This is a genomic window from Prevotella mikamonis, assembly GCF_055381405.1.
In genome coordinates this window covers 638,684-654,519 of record NZ_AP035785.1, presented here as the reverse complement: position 1 = coordinate 654,519, position 15,836 = coordinate 638,684, and the positions used below count along the sequence as shown (strand labels likewise).

The window sequence follows — 15,836 nt, the reverse complement described above, 5'->3', positions numbered from 1 at the left end:
CATGACAACCTCCATATATCAACATAGAATTCTATCTAATTATTTCTTAAAGAAGTCTTTAACAGCCTCATTAGGAACCATACGCTCATCAAACATGTAAGCGCCAGTCTTCGGGCTTCTTACCATCTTGATAACTTTTGAATATGCACGACCATCCGTAGAACCTTCGTGGAGGGTAGCGACCGCTTTCTTTGCCATATTATCTTAGCTAATTAATTGTTACTTAATTTCCTTATGAAGAGTAACCTTCTTCATGATAGGATTATACTTCATCAATTCAAGACGCTCTGGGGTGTTCTTGCGATTCTTTGTGGTTACATAACGGCTAGTTCCTGGAAGACCGCTATTTTTCATTTCAGTGCATTCAAGAACGACCTGAACTCTATTGCCTTTAGCTTTCTTTGCCATGATAATTATTCTCCTATAACTTTAATGTCCTTCCAGTCGCAGTATCCTTTAGATACAGCCATTTTCAAAGCAGAGTCCAAACCTACTTTATTAATGAGGCGAAGACCTGCAGCACTGATTTTAAGACTAATCCAACAATCCTCTTCTACATAGTAGAATTTTTTGCTGAAAAGGTTAACGTCAAAGCTTCTCTTTGTACGATGCTTTGAGTGAGACACATTACAACCTAACTGTGCCTTCTTTCCTGTAATCTGACAAATCTTAGACATTGCTATCTTTTAATTTTTGATTTCGTTTTTGATACTTATTCCAAACAGGGTGCAAAATTACAAATATTTTGCGAATATCCAAAGTATTCGAGTAAAGAATCTATCCATTTAAGCTTTTTTATTTAATTTAGCTTTATTGTCATAGTTTCTCAACTCTATTCCCATGTTTTCTTAACCCCTCGCAGACTCTTTTTCAATATGCTCCTTACAATAATCTAAGAAAAGATGCAATGCCTTATTAGTTGCAATGGCCAAATTGATATCCCTACCAAAATCTTCTTCCAGCTTAAAAGTACGTACATCGTCCTTAGCACCATAACCAATCCAAATAGTGCCTACCGGAATCTCCGCTGTACCACCACCTGGTCCGGCAACGCCTGTAGCCGAGATGGCATAATCGCAACTCAAAGCCTCACATGCCCCTTTGACCATCTGAACAGCAACCTCTTCACAAACAGCTGTTTTTTCTTCCAGTATCTGAGCATCTACATGAAGCAAATTGATTTTGACTTCATTGGTATAACTGATAATCCCACCTTTAAAATAATTACTTGCTCCAGGCACAGCAATGATTGCTTCTGCAATCCGACCGCCCGTACAACTCTCTGCCGTACAAAGGGTTTTACCGTTATCATATAAATATTGCTGTATCTCTCTACTCAGCACTTTACTTTCTAATTCCATGAATAAAATTGGATTTAATCTTTGTTTATTTAAATGTGACTTTAGAGAATGCAGGCTTATCAATAGAGCAAAATTCCTTATCCAGATATTTGTAATATCCGGTAATACCTATCATGGCCGCATTATCTGTGGTATAACTGAATTTAGGAATATAAATGGTCCATCCATATTTCTCAGCATGCTCGTGGAATGCGTTCCTCAATCCATTGTTTGCACTCACACCACCTGCAACAGCAACATGGGTAATATGAGTCTCCTTCACAGCCTTTCTGAGTTTCTTCATCAGAATATCCACAATGGTATACTCCAGACTGGCTGCAATATCTTCTTTGTGATTCTCTACAAAGTCCGGTTCTTCTTCTATCCACTTTCTCAGATTATACAAGAACGAGGTTTTCAATCCCGAAAAACTGTAATCCATTCCAGGGATATTTGGTTCTGCAAAATGGTAGGCATGCGGATTTCCCTGCCTAGCCAATCTGTCAATAATCGGACCACCGGGATAACCGAGCCCCATTACCTTAGAACATTTATCTATTGCCTCACCGGCAGCATCATCAATCGTCTGCCCCAATACCTCCATGTCATTATAGCCATTCACCTTCACAATCTGTGAATTTCCACCAGATACCAACAAGCATAGATATGGGAAAGGAGGCTGATGAAAATCATTCTCGTCTTCACGAATAAAATGAGCCAACACATGACCTTGCAAGTGATTCACGTCTACCAACGGAATGTTGAGGGAACGAGCAAATCCCTTTGCAAAACTAACTCCAACGAGCAACGAGCCCATCAGGCCAGGACCTCTGGTAAATGCTATCGCACTGAGCTGCTCCTTTGTGATACCCGCACGCTCTATAGCTTGCTGTATCACAGGCACCACATTTTGCAAATGCGCCCTGGAAGCCAATTCCGGCACTACTCCCCCATACGCCTTATGCACCTCCTGCGATGCCGTCACATTGCTGAGTAGGACATCATTTCGCAAGACCGCGGCCGATGTATCGTCGCAGCTGCTCTCTATACCTAATATATATATATCCTTATCTGTATCCATCTCTTTTACCTTTAGTAAGTTAAGATCTCAACACCATGCTCCGTCATTACAAATGTATGTTCCCATTGTGCCGACGGCAGTTCATCTCCTGTGATGACTTCCCATCCATATTCATCTTCAGCATCAATAAACACTTTCCATGTTCCCATGTTTATCATTGGCTCTATGGTAAACACCATACCGGGTACAAGCAACATTCCAGTCCCCTTATGGCCATAATGTACCACGTCTGGCTGCTCGTGAAACTCCAGCCCTACCCCATGCCCGCAGAGGTCTTTCACCACCCCATAATGATATTTCTCAGCATGTTTTTGGATAGCATGGCCTATATCTCCCACAAAACTATATGGCTTGGCAGCTTCTGCTCCTATTTCCAGACATTCCTTAGCAACTCTTACCAACTGCTCCTTTTCTGGTGTCGTCTTGCCTATGATAAACATTCTGGATGCGTCTGCATAATATCCATCTACGATTGTAGTCATGTCCACATTGATGATGTCGCCTTCTTGCAACACATCAGTTGTCTTTGGTATCCCGTGACACACCACCTCGTTGATACTTGTACACACACTCTTAGGATAGCCTTCATAATTCAGGCATGCAGGAATGGCATTATGCTCCTTACAATATGCCATACATATATCATCAATTTCCTGAGTATTCATTCCGGCATGAATCTGTCTTGCAACTTCATCCAATACCCCAGTGTTGACAACACCGCTCTTGCGAATACCCTCTATCTGTTCCGGAGTCTTTATCAACTCACGAGTTGGCACTTCCTTCCCCTTGTTCTCCCAATACATCACCTGCTTATCCAGTTCTGTAATAGGTTCACCGGGTATGCAATGCCATCTCTTTTTCCTCTTAAGCATCATTACTTCTATAATTAAATCAAAGACAAAGGTAATAAAAAACTGCCAATACCCTTTGATTAGTCTCATTTATTTATTTCATTCGCGGAACTATTGTATCGGTATTATCCCTTTACAATCTCACGTATCTCCATCCTAAAAGCGCTTGATGGCCCTATCCATTTCGCGACGGTCTTCCTTCTCTTTCAAAGTCTGTCGCTTATCAAACTCCTTCTTACCTTTGGCTAAAGCGATATTGACTTTCGCCCTGCCATGCTCATCTATAAACATCAACGTCGGAACAATGGTATATCCTACCTGCTTCGTAGCTTCCGTCAATTTATAAATCTCTCGCTTGTTGAGCAGCAGCTTTCGATCGCGCTTAGCCTCATGATTACTATACGAGCCATAGAAGTAAGTACTGATATTCATCCCTTTTACCCAGATTTCTCCATCATGAATATAGCAGAAAGCATCTACAAGCGATGCCTTTCCCAATCGTATTGACTTTATCTCAGTTCCAGTCAGTACAATACCTGCCGTATAGGTTTCCATGAAGAAATATTCAAAGGAAGCCTTCTTGTTTCGTATTTGTACGGAATTCTTTTTTTTAGAATCCTTATTATCGTTTCCCATCCGTTCTCCTTATTCCTGCACTATTGTGGCAAAATTAGTTATATGGTCATCAATATAGGCTGCCACCATTGCCGTAAACTGTTCCTCGTTTTCTACAAACGCATCGTCGAACTGATCAAATTCATCAAACCGTTCAAACAATGCCATGAATTCATCGTCTGTACAATCCGCCTCTATCTCCTCATGGTGTTTCTGGTAAACTTTATGGCTCTTGTTCAATATCCTGTACAAGTCTACCATTCCCCATTCACGAAAGGCCCTTGCCGTAGGATTATGATACATAAAACTACCATACCCGTTATGAATCAATTGCACAAAGCCGCCATCCATTACCTCATTGTGTAAATAGTGATAGGCCAGCAGTGTTATCTGATCGCTATTCAGCTCACCTATGTTATTTGCAGTCAACTCGCCTCCAATAGCTTCCATAATTGCATTGACAAAAACAGACACAAACGCATCCATTCCTTTTTCGGCAGCTTCACGCAGCTGGCTGTCTTGTATAGTGACCTCTTTCATTTCTATCTAATTGTATGATTTATTTGCAAAGTTAAATAAAACTTCTGGTTTAGCATCCTCAATACGCCTAGATTTTCACAAATAGCAACCTGCATCAATCTTAGTGACATCAATATCAGCCAACTTTTGTTTGTAGATTTCCTTGATTTTCTCTGCTGATAACGAATGCTTCTTGGTGATGAAACGAAATATACTCCGTTTCTACCCACCCTCCATTTTTATTGCGTAATATATAAAATTTAGGAGGATGAGATACTCCACATCAACCATTTTTTTCTCCCGCGGACGCGGCATGCCACGTCCTTACAATGTTGATTGGAATATCTTACAAGTAAGCGTATAGTGGGCAGATGATACATCCCCCTATCGTGACCTACGACAAAATCGGGTAACAGTTTAGTAACAGAACTTCTGCTCACATCCGCACATTCATGCCTTTTACGAACAAAGCTGTTTTTATGCAGATTATCTCATTTTTTGTTCGTTATCAATTAAGTTTGCTCAAACTTCGATTTTTCTTCATTTTCAGGGATTCTTTGCCTGTCCGTTCACTTTCTTTTGAACAGCAGGAAGCCATTTGTCTTGTCCTGCCTGATTACCCTGTATCTGCTGTCAAGGATGTCCTTGATGGCGCATGTTGCATAGTCATACACCAGAATCCACTCCACATCGCCTTCCCTGAAAGTACTACGGACTTTGGGCAACAACGTCTTTCCACAGCTAATAGCCCAATCCTGTACTACGAAGAAACGGTAATAGGGGTGGATACCCAACCACATATAGACATCAGGCTTACAGTTATACCCAACGAATGACACCTTATATGATGGTGGCAGACCAGAAAGAATCTGCATGAAAGGAGCCTTACGATGCAGGACATACCCTCTGTACACTAATGTGTATTTGATAAAACCAATACAGGGAACGATCATTATGGTCAAGAGGCTGACTTTCGTAAATCTATTTATGGAGAACACCCTGCTTGCCCCTACCATGGAAAGGCATGTCAGTGGAATCTCTATTAGTCCGTATTGTGGGAAGCTGTAGCCCTTGTAGAGTATGAATAACGTCCCCGCAGAGATGATAATCAGGGAAATGCTTTGCTTGCGATGAGAGTGAGTGAATAACAGATTCAGCAGTGAGACGCCGAGCAGCAGCCATACTGGGGCATAATGGAACAGGCTGTTGATGAATACTTTGAGGTCAGTAAAGTGTTCGAAGAACGTTCCAGACGCATATTCCAGGTTGTAGGTAAACATGGCATACCACATCTCACCGAAAGCTCCATGGTAGGCAAAGTAAAGTGAGAACGGGACGAAGAGTACGGCAAAGCCTAAAATGAAGCCCAAAGTATTGAGGCCGAGGTTTCTCCAGCGTGCCTGCCTAACCAGCATAACAGCAACAATCAGCATTGCAAGACAGAGCCATACGGCATTGGAGAGGCGTGACAACAGACTTGCCGAAAAGAACAGTCCATAGATGGCAGCATAGTGCCACGGATGGCTCGCATCGTCTGTTTTCTCCCATTCCTCCGTCCAATGATAAAATACAAGGGCTGAAAGTGTGCAGAGGAGCAGCGAGTAATCAGACACCTGGTTGCCGCCTTCGCTCGCCACAACATAGGTGAACAGGGACAGGAAAATTCCCGCTATGGTCCATGCGGCCGATAGTCTTCGACGTAGAAAGACATAGAAACAGGTGAGGCATAGGAACAGGTTGATAACATTTATCCAGAACAAGACACTTTTCCCGCCCATCTTGTAGCCTAGCATATTGAAGAAAAAGATAATTGGTCCCTTGCTGTCCCAAGTGTCAAGATAGGGGATGTAGCCGTTGGCCCATTCCCGTCCTATGGCCTCAAAGAACCCTTGGTCGCAGTCGTAGATAGGTGGAAAGAGACTTGATATGCAGAAGCCATAGACGTATTGTGTCTGTAGGGCAAGCAAGGCAAGTAGTGGGAGAATTTTCAGATTGATATTTGACTTCATTTTTATTCCAATATCTGTTCAATATTGTAGTGCGGCTCACCCTTCACCTCAATGTACATCTTCCTGGTGTACTCGCCGATGAACCAGAGTAACAGGATGATGGAGATCCAGCCTGACTGTACGTACCCGAAGAAACAAGCATGGATGGCGTGTATGTCATCATCCGTTTTTGCGGGGTGAAGACAGTGACGGGAATCATCCCTACCTCATTGTAACATGGTATCACAATGGCAAGGGCCAATGAAATAGTGTTCACATGTGGCTTTATTTTTCGACAAAGATAATACTTTCTTTCTGAAAAGCAAGGGATTTGGCTCCAGCCTTTCTTGTTCATATTATGGAAAGGGCTTGTCTCTAAATAAAGAAAATGTAATTACGGTAATGACCATTACGAAAATGATTGCTTGTGAGGTTTTGATGATATATTTTGCTGCCATCATGATACAGGAACGGAAACACTGGATTGACCTGCTTAGAGCTGCATACTTGGGGAAAAATTAATATAGCGAGAACAACTCATAAACTCAAAAACTTATAAACTTATAAACTCATAAACTCAAAAAACTGCAAAGGCTCAACAGCATCACTGCAAGAGCCAGACAGCATTGCTGCAAAGGCTAGGCAGTATCACTGCCAAGGCCCTGCAGAAAATCAACGTCTGATTTTTGGCATAACATTTGTAATCATAACATAGACAGGATGAGCAGACACTGTACGGAGATGCTTGTCCACAATGATTTCAAAATATAGACTTTAAGGTAAAAGGAGACAATAATATGACTAGTCAGTTTACACCCAGGGTGTCAGAAATACTGGCATTTAGCAGAGAAGAAGCTTCGCGCCTGGCCAGCAGGTCGGTTGGTCCGGAGCATCTATTACTAGGCATGTTGCGCGAGAAGGATAGCCCACTCACCCATATATTCCAACGATTGCAAATCAACACCCAATCTATCAAGACAGATTTGGAGCAGAGAGTGCGTGAAGAAGAGATAGGAACACCTATCGTCACGAGCGAGCTGGTGTTGAATGAAAAGGCCAGCAATATTCTCAAGTTGGCAGTATTAGAGGCACGGCTGCAACATACCCAAAATGTAGACGTACAGCATCTGCTGCTGGCCATCCTACATGACCAGATAAACAACGGCGCCAAAGAGGTACTGGAGTTTTACAATATGAACTATACTGACACACTGACCCTGCTTCAGGCACAAAAGACAGAAACGCCTAACGTAAGGAACGGAATAGGGCTTTCGAGCGACGAAGAGGAAGAAGAGAGCGAACGTATCTTGTCGTCTTCTAGAAAGCAGAACACGTCTACCATGCAACAGAAAGCGCCCGGTACAAAGACTCCTGTCTTGGATAATTTCTCTACCGACCTTACACTAGCCGCAGCCGAAGGAAAGCTAGATCCGGTAGTAGGAAGAGAGACTGAAATACAGCGTGTTACAGAGATTCTGTGCCGTCGAAAAAAGAACAATCCCATCCTCATCGGAGAACCCGGTGTGGGTAAGAGTGCCATTGTAGAGGGGTTGGCCCAGCTCATTACAAATCGGCGTACGAGTCCGATGCTATTTAACCGCCGAGTTGTCAGTCTGGATATGACAGCCATCGTGGCAGGCACAAAATACAGAGGACAATTTGAAGAGCGTATACGTGCATTGCTCAAAGAATTGGAACAGAATCCTGACATCATCGTGTTTATCGATGAGATTCATACCCTCATAGGGGCAGGCAGCACGCCCGGAAGCATGGATGCCGCCAACATCATGAAGCCGGCATTGGCCCGTGGTGTCATTCAGTGTATCGGCGCAACGACGCTGGACGAGTATCGTAACAGCATAGAGAAAGACGGCGCCCTGGAAAGGCGTTTTCAGAAGGTACTGGTAGAACCTACAAATCAGGAGCAGACGTTGCAAATCTTGCAGAACATCAAAGACAGATATGAGCAGCATCACCAGGTAAATTACACGGAAGATGCACTGAAAGCATGTGTCAAATTGACAGAGCGATATATCACAGACAGATTCTTCCCCGACAAAGCCATTGACGCACTTGATGAAGCTGGGGCACGTATCCATTTGCAGCACGCCGTAGTACCTCCGGAGATTACAGCAAAAGAAAAAGAAATTGCACTTGTCAAACAGAAGAAGCAAAATGCTGTCAAGAATCAGAATTTCGAACTGGCAGCCAGTTATCGTGACAAGCAAACAGAACTGGAGGCCGAACTTGACAGACTGAACAACCAATGGGCCAGCGGAGAGAATGCCGACAGGCAGACTGTTACAGAAACAGAGATAGCCGACGTGGTATCGCTGATGACCGGAATACCAGTTCAAAAGATGGCTGAGGCTGAGGGTATCAGGCTCAAAAACATGGCAGAAGAACTGAGAACGGCCGTCGTAGCGCAAGATTCGGCCATAGATAAGATGGTGAAAGCGATTCAGCGAAACCGCGTCGGACTCAAAGAGCCTAACCATCCTATCGGCGTCTTCATGTTCCTAGGACCTACCGGAGTGGGCAAAACTTATCTTGCCAAGAAGTTGGCTGAATATATGTTCGGTTCTACCGATGCACTCATCCGCATCGACATGAGCGAATTTACGGAGAGTTTCAATGTTTCCAGACTCGTGGGTGCACCTCCGGGATACGTAGGATATGAAGAGGGTGGCCAGTTGACAGAACAGGTGCGCCGTCATCCCTACTCCATCGTACTGCTCGACGAGATAGAGAAGGCTCACGGCAATGTGTTCAATCTGTTACTCCAAGTATTAGACGAAGGAAGATTGACCGATGGAAACGGCCGACTGGTAGATTTCCGCAACACGGTCATCATCATGACATCCAATGCAGGAACAAGACAGCTAAAGGAATTTGGACGTGGTGTGGGATTCAATGCGACGGGTACTGGCAACCTGAGCGTAGACGAAAAAGATAAAGAGTATGCACGCTCTATCATCCAAAAGAGTCTGAGCAAGCAGTTCGCACCGGAATTCCTGAACCGGCTGGATGAAATTATCACCTTCGATCAATTAGACCTGGAGGCTATCAAGCAGATTATCAACATCGAACTGAAAGGCTTGTTCGGCAGAATAGAAGCGTTAGGTTATCATCTGCAAATCACCGACAAGGCAAAGGAATTTGTCGCAACAAAAGGTTATGATGTGCAGTTTGGCGCCAGACCTTTGAAGAGGGCAATACAAAACTACATCGAAGATGGTGTATGCGAACGCATACTGAGTGGAGAATTGCAACTGGGCGACACTATCAACGTAGGGAAAAACCCGAACAGGGAGGAACTTACGTTTAAGTAGGTTTTATGAGTTTATGAGTTGACAAGTCGTAGGGGCGAATTACATTCGCCCCTACGACCCATAAGCTAAATATATAGATTTATAGGTTTTCATATTCCTACAAGGATTACACTAAAGGATTTGTAATACTGTAGCCCAGCGAAGGATTTACAACTTACAACACCTTATACTTGGCAAATTTTAATAGCAGTTGCTTCGTACCTGTATTCACGAATTCAACCGTAGCCTTGGTATTTTCACCTTCACCCTCTATCTTCTGAACAACACCGATACCAAATCGCTGATGCTCTATTCTACTTCCCACCCGTAAATCGTATGTTACTGACTGGGTAGGCTCTACAGGCTGTTGCACCACACGGACAGGACGGAAAGAGGGTGTATAAGCAGGGCGCGGCTTCTCTATCGGTTCTATTTGTTTCCGCGGAACTGCCCGGCAAGCTGTCTCGGAACCCCTTCCCCTACCTTCATCTACGACAATAAAGCGCGAATCAATATCATACAGGAATCGGCTGGGAACATACGTTTCCAACTTGCCGTAACGCCATCGGTTCTTGGCACAAGTGAGAATACAACGCTTCTCTGCACGGGTAATGGCCACATACAGCAATCGACGCTCTTCCTCTAATTCCCTCAGACTATTGATCGACATCGGGCTAGGAAAGATATTCTCTTCTAATCCGACAATAAAAACGGTAGGGAACTCCAATCCCTTGGCAGCATGTACCGTCATAAGATTGACTTTACTCTCGTCCTCGGTTTCCTTATCCTGATACAACGCCACTGTTTGCAGGAAGTCAGGCAGATATACTCGTTCTTCAAGTCCCTCTTCCCTATTACCTTCTACAAATTCCTGAAGCCCGTTGAAGAACTCTGTCAGATTCTCTTGCTTGGATAGGTTTTCAGCATCTTTGCTGGCATAAATATCAGCACTGATACCACTCTGCTTGACTATCTCCTCGCCAAGCAACATAGCATCGACCGTAGTCAACTGACAAGTAAACTGTTCTATCATCTGGGCAAAAGCCTCCAACTTCGCGAATACAGAACGGCTCAGTTCCAACCCACACATCGTAGGCTGTGTAATGGCAGTCCACAAACTGACACCTGATTGCTGTGAAGCAGCTACAACTTTCTGCAATGTCGTATTGCCGATACCTCTGGCAGGATAATTGATAATACGCTTAAAGGCCTCTTCGTCATCATGATTGACAATCAACCTGAAATAGGCAATGATATCCTTAATCTCCTTACGCTGATAGAAACTCATACCACCATAGATGCGATACGGGATATTATACTTCAGCAACTCTTCTTCGAAACTACGACTTTGCGAGTTGGTGCGATAAAGGATGGCAAAGTCACTATACGTCCCCCCATCTTGCCGACGAATACGCATTATGTCCTTGCAGACTACAGCAGCCTCTTCTTTATCGCTATACAGCGACTTTAACACCAATTTCTCGCCTGTATCGTTTTCGCTGAATACATCCTTAGGTATCTGACGCTCATTGTGTTTGATTAAGCTATTGGCTGCCTGAACTATCCGTTGCGTCGAACGATAATTCTGTTCCAACTTAAAAAGTTGAGAGTCTGGATATATCTTACTGTATTCCAATATATTATCTATGTTTGCTCCACGAAATCCATAGATGCTTTGGGCATCGTCTCCAACCACACACACTCGCCTGTTGACTTGGGTTAACTGGAAGACGATACACTGCTGGACATAATTGGTATCTTGATACTCATCGACCAAGACATACTGGAAACGTGTTGCATACTTGGTACAGATATCCGGATGTTCGGCAAACAGTTTGTAAGTAACGACCAACAAATCATCGAAATCCATCGCATTAGCCTGTAGACACCGCTGCTCGTAGATACTGAATATACGCCCAATCTCCGGCATGCGTGCATCACGATCACGCTCCATCATTGTTGGATTTGAAGCATATTGCTGTGCCAATATCAATTTGTTTTTTGCCATGCTGATTCTTGCATGTACAGAGTTAGGCTTATATACCTTATCATCTAGTCCTAATTCCTTGATAATGGTTTTTAATAAAGACCGTGAGTCGGTTTCATCATAGATTGTAAAATTGGAATGATAACCGATAACATCTGACTCTACACGCAAGATGCGGGAGAAAACACTATGGAAAGTACCCATATTGAGACGAAAAGCCTGTTCCTTTCCTACGATTCGAGCTATACGATCCTTCATCTCATCGGCCGCCTTATTAGTAAAGGTGAGTGCCAAAATGCTCCAAGGGTGGTAACCTTGGCTGAGCAAGTAGGCTATTTTATAAGTCAATACACGTGTCTTTCCAGACCCTGCACCAGCAATAACAAGTTCAGGACCATCACAATATTCCACAGCAACACGCTGTGAAGGATTCAATGCCGTCAGGAATTCATTTTCTATCATCATATCATCGGGAATACACACCACCAACTACGGTGCGGGGATTATAATCTTTGCCTTCTGAAGGAAACGCCGGAATAAAACGCATGTTAGCTTCTATTTGCCTTTGGCGCTTCTTCATATATGCACTGGGCGACTTACTGCTAAACTTACGGGGATTAGGTAATGTAGCTGCAACCAACGCACATTCTCCTCTACTGAGTTCCAAAGCTGTTTTCCCAAAATGGTATTCGGCCACTGCATCAGCTCCATAAATGCCATTTCCCATCTCAATAGAATTTAAGTATGCCTCCATAATTCGTTGCTTGCTCCACATCAGCTCAATAAGAGCCGTGAAATAGACCTCGAATCCTTTACGAACCCAAGAACGTCCAGGCCACAGGAAAACATTTTTGGCAGTCTGCTGACTAATCGTACTCGCCCCCAACTTACGCTTTCCCCCTTGAAGATTGCGCTTGGCAGCTTTTTCGATTGCATCATAGTCGAAGCCGTGATGCAACAAAAAACGCTGATCTTCACTGGCCATCACAGCAACAGGGAGATGGGGAGAAATCTTATCTAACGAAACCCAATGATGATGTAACTCTATAGATTGCCCACTGTCAATCTGTTGAAAACAACGGATGAACATGAGAGGGGTAAAATATATCGGCAGAAAGCGATAGATAACAACAGCCAATATAGTCGAAGCAAGGAAACCAGCAACTACCCAACGGATGATTTTCCAAATAAAGCTCATTACAAATAGATATTCTAGAACAGATAATTATGCGTTGTCAGCATACGAAAAAGGTTACCACAAATATACATAAGTGGCAACCTTCTCTTTTTATTTTATAATATTTTCTCTTGTCTCAACTCTATCTTAATGTGACAATGTTCCATTATTTGCAGACTGAACCATAGCTTGAGAAGCATACATATAAACTTCTACACGACGATTCTGCTGACGTCCACTTGCAGTAGAGTTATCGGCTACAGGCTCTGAACTACCCTTACCTGTTACATTCTGGAACTGATTGCCAGAGACACCGCAATTCGTCAGATAGGTAACAACACTCTTAGCACGATCGTTACTCAATGGAATGTTAATGCCATCACTACCTGTAGAATCTGTATGACCATAGATGTCAACATAGCAATCGGCATTGTTCTTCAGTACATTAGAGAATTTTGCCAATTCGTTCTTAGACTTTTGATTCAAAACGGCTTTACCAGTAGCAAACAAGATACCACTATCAAATGTTACCTTAACAGCCTTCAAACCATTGGCATCTGTAACTTCTTCGACCTTTGCATTCTCAACTTGAGCTCTTGCCTCAGCTGCCACCTTATCCATATGACGACCGATGATAGCACCAGCACCAGTACCTACTGCACCACCGATGGCTGCACCTACAGCTGTATTACCAGCAATCTTGCCAATAATAGCACCTAACACAGCACCACCACCAGCTCCAATCAGTGAACCTGTTCCTTGTTTTGTTGCACAACTAAATACTGTCAAAAGACACAAGCTAAGTGTCATAACCTTCATTTTCTTCATAATCTCTTATTTTGTAAGTTATTTATATTCTATTTATCACAGTGCAAAGATAGTAGTTTTTCGCACAACCTCATTGTGTTAACCAACTTTTTTCGTACTTTTGCGCTACAAATATAATTAGATATTTACATCAGAAAACAAGGGAAACGCCTATTTGGCCATATAGTTTTCCCTAAAACACTATAAAATAAAGAAACGATGGCGACAGAACTAAAAGATTTAACCAAACGTGCCGACAATTATAGTCAATGGTACAACGACTTGGTAATCAAAGCAGATTTGGCAGAGCAAGCTCCCGTACGTGGTTGCATGATTATCAAACCATACGGATTTGCAATCTGGGAAAAGATGAAAGAGCAACTCGACAAGATGTTTAAAGAAACCGGTGCACAAAACGCTTATTTCCCACTGCTTATCCCCAAATCATTTCTCTCAAAAGAGGCCGAGCATGTAAAAGGCTTTGCCAAGGAATGTGCGGTCGTCACTCATTACCGTTTAAAATCCAGTGAAGACGGCAGCAGTGTCGAAGTAGACCCTTCGGCCAGACTGGATGAAGAATTAATTATTCGTCCTACATCAGAAACAATTATCTGGAATACATACAGGAACTGGATTCACTCTTATCGCGACCTACCATTGATGTGTAACCAGTGGTGCAATGTGATGCGTTGGGAAATGAGAACCCGTCCGTTCCTCCGTACCAGTGAATTCCTCTGGCAAGAAGGACATACCGCTCATGCCACGAAAGAAGAGGCCGAAGAGGAAGCTAAAAAGATGTTGCATGTATATGCTGATTTTGCAGAAAATTGGATGGCAGTTCCTGTCATTCAGGGTGTAAAAAGCGAAACTGAAAGATTTGCCGGAGCATTAGACACATACACTATCGAGGCAATGATGCAAGACGGCAAAGCACTTCAGAGCGGAACAAGCCACTTCCTTGGCCAGAATTTCGCCAAGAGTTTTGATGTCACCTTCTTGAACAAAGAAAACAAACCGGAATATGTATGGGCTACCTCATGGGGAGTTTCAACCCGCTTGATGGGTGCACTCATCATGGTACACTCTGATGACAATGGTCTTGTATTACCTCCAAAGCTAGCTCCTATCCAGGTAGTCATCATTCCTATCTCTAAAAACCAAGAGCAATTGGATGCTATCACAGAGAAATTAAGTCCTGTCATTAGCCAACTCAAAGCCCTGGGTGTTACCGTTAAATTTGACGATGCGGACAACAAGCGTCCTGGATTTAAATTTGCCGATTACGAATTAAAGGGTGTTCCGGTAAGATTAGTCATGGGAGGAAGAGACCTTGAGAACAATACTATTGAGATTATGAGAAGAGATACACTAAAAAAAGAGAATGTATCCTTTGATGGAATTGTTGAACGAGTTACAAACTTACTTGCTGACATTCAGTCTAACCTGCTAAAAAAGGCAAAAAGCTATCGCGATAGTAGAATCACGGAATGTGATGACTATGAAGTCTTCAAAGAAAAAATTAAAGATGGTGGGTTCTTCTTATGCCATTGGGATGGAACTGAAGAGACCGAGGCCAAAATCAAAGAAGAGACACAGGCTACCATACGATGTGTCCCCTTTGCATTTGAACAGACTCCAGGAACCGATATGGTCAGCGGCAAGCCGGCTAAATATCGCGTCATTATCGCTAGAAGTTACTAAACAAAAAGGGGATGTCAAGCTGACATCCCTTTTGCTTTTTATTGTTTTATACACTTACTTAGTTTTGTAACTTTCCCACTCTAGATAGCCACCTCTTAGGTTAACAACCTTAAAACCATCTTTTGCCAGAAGATCGGCAGCCATCAAACTACGCCTACCACTTCTACAATACACATAGCATGTCTTGCTTTTATCTAGTTGTATCTTGGCCTTCTCTGTAAAATCAGACTGAGTTACATCTATATTCAGAGCTTTCCCAATATGCCCATTAGCAAATTCTTCTGAAGTTCTGGCATCTACTATCTGCGCATTTACATCAGATAAAGCCTTCTCAAAGCTGGCAGCATCTACCGAGACAATTGTATTTGCCGGAACATTTTTCTGCACACAAGCGACTCCTGTCAATCCTAGAAGAGCCGTCAACATCTTTATTAATCTACATTTCATATCACTTTTTCT

Annotated in this window: 15 protein-coding genes; 2 read left to right on the top strand and 13 right to left on the bottom strand. The window is 43.0% G+C overall.

Going from position 1 to position 15,836, the window contains the following annotated elements:
• Nucleotides 1–39: 39 nt before the first annotated feature.
• From ACZ42L_RS02840 to ACZ42L_RS02800, 9 genes are all read right to left on the bottom strand, one after another.
• Nucleotides 40–198 carry a DUF4295 domain-containing protein gene (locus tag ACZ42L_RS02840; RefSeq protein WP_082721645.1) on the bottom strand — a complete coding sequence of 53 codons (159 nt, stop codon included), beginning with the start codon at nt 196–198 and terminating at the stop codon, nt 40–42.
• 21 nt (nt 199–219) lie between these two features.
• Nucleotides 220–408, bottom strand: a complete 189-nt coding sequence (gene rpmG, locus ACZ42L_RS02835) for a 50S ribosomal protein L33 (RefSeq protein ID WP_464700576.1) — start codon at nt 406–408, stop codon at nt 220–222.
• A gap of 5 nt (nt 409–413) precedes the next feature.
• Nucleotides 414–677, bottom strand: coding sequence for a 50S ribosomal protein L28 (gene rpmB, locus ACZ42L_RS02830; RefSeq protein ID WP_036897551.1), 264 nt, complete (start codon nt 675–677; stop codon nt 414–416).
• 171 nt (nt 678–848) lie between these two features.
• Nucleotides 849–1,361, bottom strand: coding sequence for a CinA family protein (locus ACZ42L_RS02825; protein WP_464716549.1), 513 nt, complete (start codon nt 1,359–1,361; stop codon nt 849–851).
• A gap of 25 nt (nt 1,362–1,386) precedes the next feature.
• Nucleotides 1,387–2,421 (bottom strand): tRNA (adenosine(37)-N6)-threonylcarbamoyltransferase complex transferase subunit TsaD, encoded by a 1,035-nt coding sequence (tsaD, locus tag ACZ42L_RS02820; protein ID WP_464700572.1) that lies wholly within the window; start codon nt 2,419–2,421, stop codon nt 1,387–1,389.
• Nucleotides 2,422–2,432: 11 nt separating this feature from the next.
• Nucleotides 2,433–3,296 carry a type I methionyl aminopeptidase gene (map, locus tag ACZ42L_RS02815; RefSeq protein WP_464700571.1) on the bottom strand — a complete coding sequence of 288 codons (864 nt, stop codon included), beginning with the start codon at nt 3,294–3,296 and terminating at the stop codon, nt 2,433–2,435.
• Between the two features lie 132 nt (nt 3,297–3,428).
• Nucleotides 3,429–3,908, bottom strand: a complete 480-nt coding sequence (gene smpB, locus ACZ42L_RS02810) for an SsrA-binding protein SmpB (protein WP_464700569.1) — start codon at nt 3,906–3,908, stop codon at nt 3,429–3,431.
• Nucleotides 3,909–3,917: 9 nt separating this feature from the next.
• Nucleotides 3,918–4,427, bottom strand: a complete 510-nt coding sequence (locus tag ACZ42L_RS02805; RefSeq protein WP_464700567.1) for a DMP19 family protein — start codon at nt 4,425–4,427, stop codon at nt 3,918–3,920.
• 548 nt (nt 4,428–4,975) lie between these two features.
• Nucleotides 4,976–6,415, bottom strand: coding sequence for a hypothetical protein (locus tag ACZ42L_RS02800; RefSeq protein ID WP_464716548.1), 1,440 nt, complete (start codon nt 6,413–6,415; stop codon nt 4,976–4,978).
• Nucleotides 6,416–7,191: 776 nt separating this feature from the next.
• Here ACZ42L_RS02800 and ACZ42L_RS02795 point away from each other — a divergent pair.
• Nucleotides 7,192–9,726 carry an ATP-dependent Clp protease ATP-binding subunit gene (locus tag ACZ42L_RS02795; RefSeq protein WP_464716547.1) on the top strand — a complete coding sequence of 845 codons (2,535 nt, stop codon included), beginning with the start codon at nt 7,192–7,194 and terminating at the stop codon, nt 9,724–9,726.
• A gap of 154 nt (nt 9,727–9,880) precedes the next feature.
• Here the strand turns inward: ACZ42L_RS02795 and ACZ42L_RS02790 are convergent, their stop codons facing one another.
• From ACZ42L_RS02790 to ACZ42L_RS02780, 3 genes are all read right to left on the bottom strand, one after another.
• A complete protein-coding gene (locus ACZ42L_RS02790; protein WP_464716970.1) occupies nt 9,881–12,154 on the bottom strand; it encodes an ATP-dependent helicase in 2,274 nt (757 codons plus the stop codon).
• A gap of 4 nt (nt 12,155–12,158) precedes the next feature.
• Nucleotides 12,159–12,890 carry a monofunctional biosynthetic peptidoglycan transglycosylase gene (gene mtgA, locus ACZ42L_RS02785; protein ID WP_464706606.1) on the bottom strand — a complete coding sequence of 244 codons (732 nt, stop codon included), beginning with the start codon at nt 12,888–12,890 and terminating at the stop codon, nt 12,159–12,161.
• A 126-nt stretch (nt 12,891–13,016) separates the two neighbouring features.
• Entirely contained in the window at nt 13,017–13,697 is a 681-nt protein-coding gene (locus ACZ42L_RS02780) for a YiaD family glycine zipper/OmpA-like lipoprotein (protein ID WP_464700557.1), read from the bottom strand.
• A 198-nt stretch (nt 13,698–13,895) separates the two neighbouring features.
• Here ACZ42L_RS02780 and proS point away from each other — a divergent pair, with 198 nt between their 5' ends.
• On the top strand, nt 13,896–15,377 hold the full coding sequence (gene proS / locus ACZ42L_RS02775; RefSeq protein ID WP_464716546.1) for a proline--tRNA ligase: 1,482 nt from the start codon (nt 13,896–13,898) through the stop codon (nt 15,375–15,377).
• Between the two features lie 54 nt (nt 15,378–15,431).
• On the opposite strand, the gene ACZ42L_RS02770 is transcribed toward proS, so the two are convergent.
• Entirely contained in the window at nt 15,432–15,824 is a 393-nt protein-coding gene (locus ACZ42L_RS02770) for a rhodanese-like domain-containing protein (RefSeq protein WP_464716545.1), read from the bottom strand.
• Nucleotides 15,825–15,836 lie beyond the last annotated feature (12 nt).